This window comes from Paracoccus halophilus, from assembly GCF_000763905.1.
GTDB lineage: Bacteria > Pseudomonadota > Alphaproteobacteria > Rhodobacterales > Rhodobacteraceae > Paracoccus > Paracoccus halophilus.
The window spans coordinates 69,075-79,706 of the sequence record NZ_JRKN01000017.1 but is presented as its reverse complement, the minus strand read 5'-3'; the positions used below and the strand labels follow the sequence as shown (position 1 = coordinate 79,706).

The following is a 10,632-nucleotide window of genomic DNA, read 5'->3' as shown; positions in this document are numbered from 1 at the left end:
TCTGCAAGCGCCCTGGCGGAAGGTGGTTTGTGATCTTTGCTTCGTTGCACCGGCTTGGGCGGCCGCCCTTTGCCGCTCCACCTTTTGGGGGGCAGTGGCCCTTCGCCCGGGCGCCAGACACTGATGGCCGGCTGGACGCCGACCGGATAAACCAGCCCCAGATCAGTCAGCCCTCGGCGGAACTCGCCATCTGCACCGTAACCGGCATCGGCAAGGACGACACCCTCTGTGCCGCGAGCGCCGCCCGGATCTGATCCATCGCGATCTGCGGCTTCGTCTGGAAAACGATCTCCTTCGGTATCTTCGCCTTTTGGCGAGGGGCGGGATCATCCAGCCAGAGCTCTGGAAGGTAAAGCTGCCAGGCAACCGGCAAGCTCGGTCGCGATGGAAAGACTGACTGCCACCTGGCAACTGTCCTGCCTGCCAAGCTGCCCGCAATATTGATGGGCAACACCAACAGAATGTTTGCCTTTCTAGGGAAAGCCCGTGTCGTCAACGATCCCGGCGGTGATCGGCCCGCCGCGCTCGACCATCTGCGGCAAGACCCAATCGCGAACCCGCCCCATCAATGCTTCGTCAGACCAAGGCGCTTGCCCCACGAAATGCAAGAGTGGCTGGTGCCTGGCAGAAACACGTGCCGGTGCCGTCGCCGCCGCCAATGGCGCCACGCTTTTGCGCGCCACAGGCATCATCAGACCTGTGCAATAATCCCCAAGAGGCTCCGCGCGATCCGCATGCCCGATGACTTGGATCAACGCTTCCTCATGTCATAGTGATAGCGTTTGACGGTGGCCTTCTTGATCGTCCAGCTCATTCGCTCGACCCGGCCGTTTGCCCGGAACACAGCCCCGGGGGCTGTTGAAAAATCCGTTTCAGACCGGTTCCGGGGTTGGTCCTGGCAAACGGCTTCCGACGATGGAAAGGAAGAAGACCATCATTGCCGCCGCCAACGTCTTGAGTTTCGTGGCGATGGCGGTCAGGAGGGCATGGATCTGCATGTTTTCGAGCCCTCTGCGGATGGCTCTGGCCCGTCCGTGGAGTGTCTTTGCGGTGCCGTGCACGCCTTGGACGCGCTCATCAGCCGGCGCTCGACACGGCCCAGATGACCGTCATTGGCCTGCCGCCACGCCTCTCTATGGCGATGGACGATATCCGCCACCTCCAAGGCGGGGTGCATGGTGCGCCCCTCAGCCGGGAGGCACCACCTCCAGCCCGAGATGATCCGGGGAACAGTCGAAATACCGGCTGAACTTGGCAGCGGCATGAAGACAGGATCGTTGTCTGGCCGGCGGCAGGCTGCGAAGCGTCATGTCCTGGGTCATACGGCGGCGCAGCGGGCTTACCGCTGATGTGGCATCAGCCATGGGATGGTCTCCTGATAAAGGTTGGTCTCAGTAACCAAACCTTCCCATCAGGAGGCCATTTCCGCCAATGGCTGCGCCCCTTCCGCGTCAGCGGGTTCGTTCACTCCTCAATCAAGTCAGTGACGACACGATCTAAGGCCGATGCCTCGGCGCAGACGGCTGGCGAGGGATCCTGAAAACCCGACAGGAAGGCATGGGTTGTGGTAAATCACCCCATGACCTTCCGTGTAACCAATTGATTTTTCGTCACCTGATTTTCAGATTTGACGCCGAAACAGCTATTTTCTGGCGTTTGGTATCAAACCCCCTGAAACCCGTCACCGGGGGCAGAGCCCCCAGCTGCCTTCATGCCGCCTCCTCGACTCCATCGGGCAGCTTGGCCCCGGTCATGAAGGCCACCGCATCCGACATCGAATATTCATCGGGCCTGATGACGCAAAGCCTGCGACCCAACCGGTGGATATGGATACGGTCGGCCACCTCGAAGACATGCGGCATGTTGTGGCTGATCAGGATGATCGGAATGCCGCGCGCGCGGACATCCTTGATCAGTTCCAGCACGCGGCGGCTTTCCTTGACGCCAAGCGCCGCCGTCGGCTCGTCGAGGATCACCACCTTCGAGCCGAATGCCGCGGCCCGCGCCACGGCCACGCCCTGGCGCTGGCCGCCGGAAAGAGTCTCGACCGCCTGATTGATGTTCTGGATCGTCATCAGGCCCAGCTCGGACAGCTTGTCGCGGGCGAACTGCTCCATCGCCGGACGGTCGAGCTGGCGAAACCACCTGCCCATGATGCCGGGCTTGCGCAATTCGCGGCCCATGAACATGTTGTCCGCGATCGACAGGGCAGGGGACATGGCCAGCGTCTGATAGACGCATTCGATGCCCTGGGCGCGCGCGTCCAGCGGGCTGGCGAACTGCGCCCGCCTGCCCTCCAGCGTGATCTCGCCGGCATCGGGCTGCACGGCGCCCGACAGGGCCTTGATCAGCGAGGACTTGCCGGCGCCATTATCGCCGATCACCGCCAGGATCTCGCCCGGCATCAGGTCGAAATCGCACCTGTCCAGCGCCGTCACCTTGCCATAGCGCTTGACCAGCCCGCGCGCTTTCAGAATCGGTTCCTGTGTCATGCCGATGCCTTTCTGATCCATTGATCCACCGCCACGGCCAGGATGATCAGCAGCCCGATCAGGAAGAATGTCCATTGCGGGTCGGTGCCGACCATCTTCAACCCCATCTCGAACACGCCGACGATCATTGCGCCAAAGAACATGCCGACGATGCTGCCGCGGCCGCCGAACAGCGATATGCCCCCGATCACCACCGCGGTGATGGCCTGGATATTGCCCATCTGCCCGGTCGAGGCCGAGGGCGAGACCGAGCCGAAGCGCCCGATCATCACCCAGCCGGCGACGGCGCAGAACAGGCCCGCCAGGGCATAGACCTGTATCAGAACACGGCCGGTCCGCACGCCGGCCAGTTCCGCCGCGTCCGGGTCGTCGCCGACCGCATAGACATGCCGCCCCCAGGCCGTATGGCGCAGCACATAGGCAAGAATGGCGACCAGTGCGATCAGCAGGAACACCGCGTAAAGCACCTTGACGCCGCCCGGCTCGATGGAATTGCCCCAGAACTGCAGCGCCGGGGCATTCTCGGCAATGGCGGATGAGCGGATGGTTTCATTGGCGGAAAAGATGTAATTCGCCGCCAGGATGATCTGCCAGGTGCCCAGCGTGACGATAAAGGGCGGCAGCTTGACCCGCGCGACCAGCCAGCCGTTGGCCGCGCCCATCAACGTGCCCAGTCCAAGCCCCAGCAGGATCGAGGCCGGCGCCGGCACCCCGTATCGAAAGGTGATCTGCCCCATCAGCACCGAGGAGAACACCGCGATCGCGCCGACCGACAGGTCGATCCCCGCCGTCAGGATGACCAGCGATTGCGCACAGCCCAGGATGCCGACGATGGCGATCTGCTGCAGGATGGTGGAAATGGTGATCGCCTTGAAGAAATTCGGCGACAGCAGGCCAAAGACGGCAACCGCCACCAGCAGCACGATCATCGGCACCGCCGAAGGCGTCATGTGCAGCCATTCCTGCAGGCGCTTCAGGCCGCCTTTCCTTTCCTCGAATACGGCTACTTTCTGCGAGGCGCCGCTCAGGCCCGCCTCGAAATTGCCGTCCGTTCTGGTCTCTGATGACATGAAAATCCTTTCGCCCAAATTGCGCGCGTCCCGCACGAGGCTGGCGCGGAACGGGTCGCGGCGGGGACGAGGATGGCTTAGCCCCCCCGATCCGCCGGACACCGCTCCGGCCGCGCGATGCTGTCAGTCGCGGCTCAGCCCCAGCACAGTTCCGTTCCCTTGGCGGAATCGATCGATTCCAGCCCCTCGGCCGGCTTGTCCGTGACCAGCGCCACACCGGTATCGACGAAATCCTTGCCCTCGGTCATGGTCGGCTTGGTGCCGTCCTTGGCGAATGCGGCGATCGCCTCGACGCCAAGCGCGGCCATGTCCAGCGGGTATTGCTGCGAGGTGGCGCCGATCACGCCATCCTTGACATTGGCCACGCCCGGGCAGCCGCCGTCGATGGAGACGATCAGCACATCGTTTTCACGCCCCACGGCCTTCAGCGCCTCATAGGCGCCGGCAGCGGCGGGTTCGTTGATCGTATAGACCAGATTGATCTCGGGATCCTTGGCCAGCAGCGATTCCATCGCCTTCAGCCCGCCTTCCTCATTGCCCGAGGTGACGTCGTGGCCGATGATGCGCGGGTCGGTCTCATCACCCCATTTCGCCGGATCGGCGATGTCGATGCCGAAACCCTGCAGGAAACCCTGATCGCGCAGCACCCCGACCGAGGGCTGGGAAATCGCCAGATCCAGCATCGCGATTCGCGCATTCTCGGCCTCGTCGCCCAGCGTCGCCCGGGCCCATTGCCCGATCAGTTCACCGGCGCGGAAATTGTCGGTGGCGAAGGTGGCGTCCGCCGCGTCGATGGGATCCAGGGGCGTGTCGAGCGCGATCACCAGCAGCCCGGCATCGCGCGCGGCGGCGACCGAATCGACGATGGCGGCGGTGTCCGAGGCGGTGATCATGATGCCCTTGGCGCCATCCGCGATGCAGGCCTCGATCGCCGAGACCTGGCTTTCATGGTCGCCGTCGATCCGCCCGGCATAGGATTTCAGTTCGATCCCCAGTTCCGCGGCCTTGGCCTCGGCGCCTTGCTTCATCTTGACGAAGAACGGGTTGGTGTCGGTCTTGGTGATCAGGCAGGCGCTTTCGGCTTGCGCGGCGCCCGCGGCAAGGGTCAGGGCGGTTCCGGCCAGCGTCAGGCGCAGCAGATTGGTCTTGGTCATGTTGTCCTCCATTCGGGCGGTATCCCGCCTCCTCCTACAAAAAAACTGCACAAGAATTGCGGGCTTGTCAATAAATCAATTTAGTTGATTAATGGTGGCGGAGGATCGTACATGCCCGGAATCACCCCCCCCGCCTGGACGCCGCAGGGCGCTCGCAGCCAGAACGAACGCCTGATCATGTGGCTGATTCGCCGCAACGGGCCGATGCCGCGCGCCGCGCTGGCGCAGGCCACCGGCCTGTCGGCGCAGGCGGTCAGCAACATCACCCGCGAACTGATCGCCGCCGGACTGCTGGACGCGGAGGGAGAGCGCAGGCGCGGCAAGGTCGGCCAGCCGCTTTTGCCGCTGGCGCTGAAGCCCGAGGGGGCGCTGTTTCTGGGCCTCAAGGTCGGGCGCCGCGTGGCGGAACTGGTGCTGGTCGATTTTCTGGGCGGGATCAGGCAGATGCGCACGCTGCCCTATGATTTTCCCCAGCCCGACCGGATCCATGAATTCGCCGTTCAAGGCGTGGCCGCGATTCTTGGCGAACTGACCGATTCGCTGCGGGCGCGGCTGTCCGGCATGGGGATCGCGATTCCCTTCTATCTGTGGGACTGGGGGCATGAAATGGCGCCATGGCGGGGCCGCGACCTGCGGGCCGGGCTTGAACAGGCCCTGGGACTGCCGGTCTGGCTGGAGAACGATGCCTCCTGCGCCTGCGGCGCGGAAATGATGTTCGGCGCCGGCGGCCTGCCGGCGGATTTCCTGTATTTCTATATCGCGCATTTCGCCGGCGGCGGGGTGGTTCTGGACGGCCGGCTGCGCCTTGGTCCCAGTCGCAATGCCGGGGCGATGGGCTCCTATCCGGTGCCGGGCGGGCAGCAGGTGCTGGATGTGGCCTCGGTCTCGGTGCTTGAGGCGATGCTGGGCCGGCCGCTGCCGCTGCCGCTGGAGGACAGGCAATGGCAGCTTCCGGCCGCTTTGCGGCGGGAATGGCTGGACAAATCCGCGGCCGTGCTGTCCCATGCGGCGTTGGGTGCGGTGGCGGTTCTGGACCTGCCTCTGGTGGTGATCGACGGCGCCATGCCCGATGCGTTGCGCGATGCCCTGGTCGCGGCCACGGCGGAACGGATGGCGGCGGCGCGCCATCACGGGATCACCCTGCCGGAATTGCGCGCCGGCACGCTGGGCCGCCGCGCCCGGGCCCTGGGGGCCGCCGCCCTGCCGCTGGACGAAGGGTTCTTGCCCGGCGGCGCATTCTCTGCCCCCCGGCCTGGCCGGAACGGGAACGAAACCCGCGAGACGCCCCCGCGTTCCCGTGGGCAAGCTGAAAGGAAGACCGGCCATGGCCGATGATCCATACAAGGCTTTGGGGCTGGCGCGGGATGCCAGCCAGAGCGATATCAAGAAGGCCTATCGCCGGATCGCCAAGACCGACCACCCGGACCTGACCCCGGACCCGGCCGCGCATGAGCGTTTCAAGGCCGCCTCGGCCGCCTATGACCTGCTCAAGGATCCCGAGCAGCGCGCCCGCTATGACCGGGGCGAGATCGACGCCTCGGGGCAGGAGCGCCCGCAGCGCCATTACTACCGCGAATATGCCGAGGCGGGCGACAATCCCTATCGTCAGGAGCAGGGCTTTGACGATCTGTCGGGGGTGTTCTCGGACCTGTTCGGTCGCCACGCGGGCGGGCGGCGCGGCGCGCGCGGCTTTGACATGCGCGGCCCCGATCAGCGCTTCACGCTGGAGATCGATTTCATGACCGCCGCGCGGGGCGGCTCGACCCGGATCACCATGCCCGATGGCAGCGAGCTGAGCGTCAAGATCCCCGAGGGCGCGCATGACGGCCAGGTGATCCGGCTGCGCGGCAAGGGCGGCGCCGGCTATGGCGATGGCGGGCCGGGCGACGCGCTGCTGACGCTGGTCGTCGCCGACGATCCCGATTGGCGCCGCGATGGCGACGATCTGGAGATCACCCTGCCCATCACCATCGACGAGGCGGTGCTGGGCGGCAGGGTCGAAGCGCCGACCATCGACGGCCCGGTGATGCTGACCGTTCCGCGCGGCGCCAGTTCCGGCCAGAAGCTGCGGCTGAAGGGGCGCGGCATTCGCGGCGCGGGCGGGCACCGGGGCGATCAGCATGTGGTGCTGAAAATCGTCATGCCGCCGCATGTCGATGACGAACTGGCGCGGTTCATGGAAAACTGGCGCCGTGATCACGCCTATGATCCAAGGAGGGGGAAATGACACAGCGCCATTACACCCTGACCGAGGTGCTCGCCTCGGTCGAGGATCTGGATGACGGGCAGCTCGGGCGCTATATCCGCGCCGGCGTCGTGGTGCCGGTGCAGTCCGAATCCGGCCCGCTGTTTCGCGAACTGGACATTGCGCGGCTGAACCTGCTGGTCGATCTGGCGCAGGGCTATGATCTGGACGAAGAGGCGCTTGGCCTGGTCATGTCGCTGGTCGATCAGTTGCACGGGCTGCGCGGCGACATGCGCGCGATTCTGGACGCCGTGGCGCGCGAACCCGTCGAGACCCGCTCGCGGCTGAAAGCCGCGATCCGCGAGGTCCGCGTGGTGGTGCGCTAGCGGCTGGATCCCGGCGCGGCGCCCTGTCCCCGCGCGCCCGTCATCGCGGCATCGGCCTGCCGGCGCTGCGGCAGGTCAGCCGATGAAGCGCAGCCGGTCCAGCGCGCCTTGCAGGATATAGCCCGCCGCGACCTGATCGATCACCTCGGCCCGGCGCTTGCGCGAGGTATCGCCCTCAAGCAGGGCGCGCTCGGCGGCGACGGTGGACAGGCGCTCGTCCCAGAAACCGATCGGCAGATCGGTCAGCCGTTCCAGATTGCGGGCAAAGGCGCGGGTCGACTGGGCGCGCGGCCCCTCCGAGCCGTCCATATTGAGCGGCAGCCCCAGCACCAGCCCGACCAGCGCCCGCTCCTGCACGATCCCGAGCAATGCCTGCGCATCCGCCGTGAACTTGCTGCGCCGGATCGTGACCAGCGGCGAGGCGACGCCGCGCAGCCCGTCGCTGACCGCGACCCCCAGCGTCTTGGTGCCCAGATCCAGCCCGGCGATGGCGCCGGTGCGGGGCAGGGCGGCGGCCAGTGCCTCGATGCTGGCGCAGATCATTCCAGCCCCGCCTGCTGCGCGGCGGCGGCGATGATCTCAAGCGCGGGCGCGTCCTGCGCAAAGCGGCTGCGCGCCTCGGCCAGGATCATGCGGGCATGGTCGGTCTGCCCGATCACCGGCAGGGCGCCGATCAGCCTCGCCCATTCCTGCGCCGTGCCGCCCTGGCTGGTCAGGCGGGTTTCAAGGCCCTTGACCATGCCCTCGATCATCTGCTGGCGCTCGTCCGGGGTCATCTCCTCGGCCGCTGCCACCGCCTCGGCATCGGGGCCGGGCATGGCCGGAGTCTGCGGGGCGGATGACAGCGCCGGCGGGACATAATCGGGCTGGCCGGCAAACCAGGCCAGATCGCCGATCGAGGCGCGGATCGGCGCGGTCCAGGGCGCGTCCTCGGGGCTTTCGGCCAGAAGCTGCGCCCAGATCGGAAAGGCAAGGTCGGGCCGGCCGCTTTGCACCTGCAAGAGCCCGGCCATGAAGCGGGCCTGCGGATAGGCCGGATCGGTGCGAAGCGCGCGGGCGATGGCGTTTTCGCCCTCGGCGGTGATCAGACCGCCGGCCGCCTCGATGGTCAGCGCGGCCAGACGCGCCCAGTCCGCGGCGCCGGCCTTGTCGCCGCGCAGTGCGACCAGCCGGGCCTGCGCCTCTTTGGCGGCGGCGGCATTGCCCAGCCTCGATTCGTGCTCGGCCAGCAGTTCCAGCCCGCGCGGGTCGTCGGGATTAGCGGCAACCGCCTCGCGCAGCCTTTCGATCAGCTCCGCATAGGCGGGGTCCAGCTCGGGCGCCTCGGGGCGGGGCGCGTTCTTTTCGGCCTCGGCCTGGCTGGGTCGCTGGTCGTAAAAGGCGCGCGCATCGGCAATGCGCTGGACGATGGGCGCGTCGGGACGCCCCGGCGCGCCGATCTCGCGGTAAAGCAACAGCGCGCCGCCGACCAGAACCGCCAGCACGACCACCGCGACCATCCCGCCCGGCGTGCGGCGCGCGGCCGTTTCGCGCTGCAACGCACGATCCGCGGCCAGCACCTTGCGGCCGATCTCGACCCGCAGGCGCTCGGCATCGGCCTGACCGATCAGGCCGCGTTCAAGATCACGCTCGATCTCGCGCATCTGGTCGCGATAGACCCGCAGGTCATAGGCGGCGGTGGGTTCGGCGGTCGCGTCGCGCTGCCGCAGCAGCGGCGCCGCGATGGCGATGGCGACGATGGCCACCAATGCCGCGCTGATGATCCAGAACATCTTTTCCCCCGGTTGCGTCCGTAGCTGTCTATCGCTTTCGGCGGCATATAAAAAGTCACAGCCCTGCGACAAATGGCCTGCCCGCCGCACCACCCGCACGGGAGATATGCGCCCCCGCCTGACGCAATTCGTCAATAACCGCGTCGCAAGCCGGCTTGCCCGAAAAGCCTGTCCGTTTCACTCTGGCCGGGTCGAGTCGCAGGAGGTCCCGCCATGCCCGCCCCCAAGCCCAGCACGTTCACCGGCCGTTATTCGGTATTCGCCATCGCGCGCGAGGCGATGCGGCTGCATACCGGATGGAAACGCGCCTGGGCCAGCCCCGAGCCAAGGAAGAAATACCAGATCGTCATTGTCGGCGCTGGCGGGCACGGGCTGGCCACGGCCTATTACCTGGGCCGGAATTTCGGCATCACCGATATCGCGGTGATCGAAAAGGGCTGGCTGGGCGGCGGCAATACCGGGCGCAACACCACGATCATCCGCAGCAACTACCTGCAGGACCCTTCGGCGGCGATCTATAACAAGGCGCTGCAGCTTTACGAGAACCTGTCGCAGGACCTGAACTACAACATCATGTTCAGCCCGCGCGGCCTGCTGATGCTGGCCCAGACCGAGCATGAGGTGCGCGGCTACAAGCGGACGGCTTATGCCAACCAGTTGCAGGGCGTCGCGACCGAATGGATCAGCCCCAAGCGCATCAAGGACATGCTGCCGATCATCAATATCGAGGGGCCGCGCTATCCGGTTCTGGGCGGGCTTTATCAGGAACGCGGCGGCACCGCGCGCCACGACGCCGTGGCCTGGGGCTATGCGCGGGCGTGCAGTGCCATGGGCATGCATATCATCCAGAATTGCGAAGTCACCGGGATCGAGACCGCGAACGGGCAGGTCGCGGCGGTCAATACCGCCCGGGGCAGGATCGAATGCGACAAGCTGGCGCTGGTCGTGGCCGGGCACAGCTCCGTCCTGGCCGAGATGGCGGGCTTTCGCCTGCCTATCGAATCGCTGGCGCTGCAGGCGCTGGTCTCGGAACCGATCAAGCCCTGCTGCGATCTGGTCATCATGGCCAACACCGTCCACGGCTATCTGTCGCAATCCGACAAGGGCGAGATGGTGATCGGCGGCGGCACCGACGGGTTCAACAATTACACGCAGCGCGGCTCATGGCACCATGTCGAGGAAACCGTGCGCGCCCTGGTCGAGACCTTCCCGATGCTGTCGCGGCTCAAGATGCTGCGGCAATGGGGCGGGATCGTGGACATGACCGGCGACCGCTCGCCCATCCTGTCGGCGACGCCGGTCGGCAATATCTTCGTCAATTGCGGCTGGGGCACCGGCGGGTTCAAGGCGATCCCCGGCTCGGGCTGGGCGATGGCCGAGCTGATCGCCAAGGGGCAGCCGGGGCCGCTGGCCGCCGAATTCGGCCTGAACCGCTTTGCCGAGGGCCGCTTTATCGACGAAAGCGTCGCCGCGGGGGTGGCGCATTGATGGCGCATGCGGGCGGGAAATTGCTTGACGGGCGGCGGTTTGGGCCGGATTCCGCCCAAGTTCGGGCTGTCGCGAAAACATTACC

At 66.3% G+C, this 10,632-nt stretch carries 11 protein-coding genes and 2 pseudogenes; 4 read left to right on the top strand and 9 right to left on the bottom strand.

Annotated features, from left to right (window positions below; genetic code table 11):
- The 7 genes and pseudogenes from IT41_RS21620 to IT41_RS12485 form a co-directional block, all read right to left on the bottom strand.
- Window positions 1-755 (bottom strand): annotated as a pseudogene (locus IT41_RS21620) (IS701 family transposase); the annotation flags it as partial.
- A gap of 117 nt (window positions 756-872) precedes the next feature.
- Complete coding sequence (locus IT41_RS21885; protein WP_269429315.1) at window positions 873-998, bottom strand: hypothetical protein; 126 nt, start codon at window positions 996-998, stop codon at window positions 873-875.
- Window positions 999-1,057: 59 nt separating this feature from the next.
- A pseudogene (locus tag IT41_RS22185) lies at window positions 1,058-1,177 on the bottom strand (IS91 family transposase); the annotation flags it as partial.
- Between the two features lie 10 nt (window positions 1,178-1,187).
- The gene (locus IT41_RS20000) at window positions 1,188-1,364 is read right to left on the bottom strand and encodes a hypothetical protein (protein WP_197055994.1); all 177 of its coding nucleotides are present in this window, start codon (window positions 1,362-1,364) and stop codon (window positions 1,188-1,190) included.
- Window positions 1,365-1,709: 345 nt separating this feature from the next.
- A complete protein-coding gene (locus IT41_RS12495) occupies window positions 1,710-2,492 on the bottom strand; it encodes an ATP-binding cassette domain-containing protein (RefSeq protein ID WP_197055993.1) in 783 nt (260 codons plus the stop codon).
- Window positions 2,489-3,562, bottom strand: coding sequence for an ABC transporter permease (locus tag IT41_RS12490; RefSeq protein WP_036741871.1), 1,074 nt, complete (start codon window positions 3,560-3,562; stop codon window positions 2,489-2,491). Before IT41_RS12490 ends, IT41_RS12495 begins: the two co-directional genes overlap by 4 nt.
- A 134-nt stretch (window positions 3,563-3,696) precedes the next feature.
- A complete protein-coding gene (locus tag IT41_RS12485) occupies window positions 3,697-4,716 on the bottom strand; it encodes a sugar ABC transporter substrate-binding protein (protein ID WP_036741867.1) in 1,020 nt (339 codons plus the stop codon).
- 111 nt (window positions 4,717-4,827) lie between these two features.
- Between IT41_RS12485 and IT41_RS12480 the strand changes: the two genes are divergently transcribed.
- The 3 genes from IT41_RS12480 to IT41_RS12470 are packed head-to-tail and all read left to right on the top strand — an operon-like array spanning window position 4,828 to window position 7,287.
- Window positions 4,828-6,051: an ROK family transcriptional regulator gene (locus IT41_RS12480; protein ID WP_052081497.1), complete on the top strand. Its 1,224-nt coding sequence runs from the start codon at window positions 4,828-4,830 to the stop codon at window positions 6,049-6,051.
- Window positions 6,041-6,943 carry a DnaJ C-terminal domain-containing protein gene (locus IT41_RS12475; RefSeq protein ID WP_036741841.1) on the top strand — a complete coding sequence of 301 codons (903 nt, stop codon included), beginning with the start codon at window positions 6,041-6,043 and terminating at the stop codon, window positions 6,941-6,943. The genes IT41_RS12480 and IT41_RS12475 overlap by 11 nt, the downstream gene beginning before the upstream one ends.
- A complete protein-coding gene (locus tag IT41_RS12470) occupies window positions 6,940-7,287 on the top strand; it encodes a hypothetical protein (RefSeq protein WP_036741839.1) in 348 nt (115 codons plus the stop codon). Before IT41_RS12475 ends, IT41_RS12470 begins: the two co-directional genes overlap by 4 nt.
- 75 nt (window positions 7,288-7,362) lie before the next feature.
- Here the strand turns inward: IT41_RS12470 and ruvX are convergent, their stop codons facing one another.
- Window positions 7,363-7,830 (bottom strand): Holliday junction resolvase RuvX, encoded by a 468-nt coding sequence (gene ruvX, locus IT41_RS12465; RefSeq protein WP_036741836.1) that lies wholly within the window; start codon window positions 7,828-7,830, stop codon window positions 7,363-7,365.
- Window positions 7,827-9,059, bottom strand: a complete 1,233-nt coding sequence (ccmI, locus tag IT41_RS12460) for a c-type cytochrome biogenesis protein CcmI (RefSeq protein ID WP_036741834.1) — start codon at window positions 9,057-9,059, stop codon at window positions 7,827-7,829. Before ccmI ends, ruvX begins: the two co-directional genes overlap by 4 nt.
- Before the next feature lie 213 nt (window positions 9,060-9,272).
- Between ccmI and IT41_RS12455 the strand changes: the two genes are divergently transcribed.
- Window positions 9,273-10,547 (top strand): sarcosine oxidase subunit beta family protein, encoded by a 1,275-nt coding sequence (locus IT41_RS12455; RefSeq protein ID WP_036741832.1) that lies wholly within the window; start codon window positions 9,273-9,275, stop codon window positions 10,545-10,547.
- The last annotated feature ends 85 nt before the right edge of the window (window positions 10,548-10,632 follow it).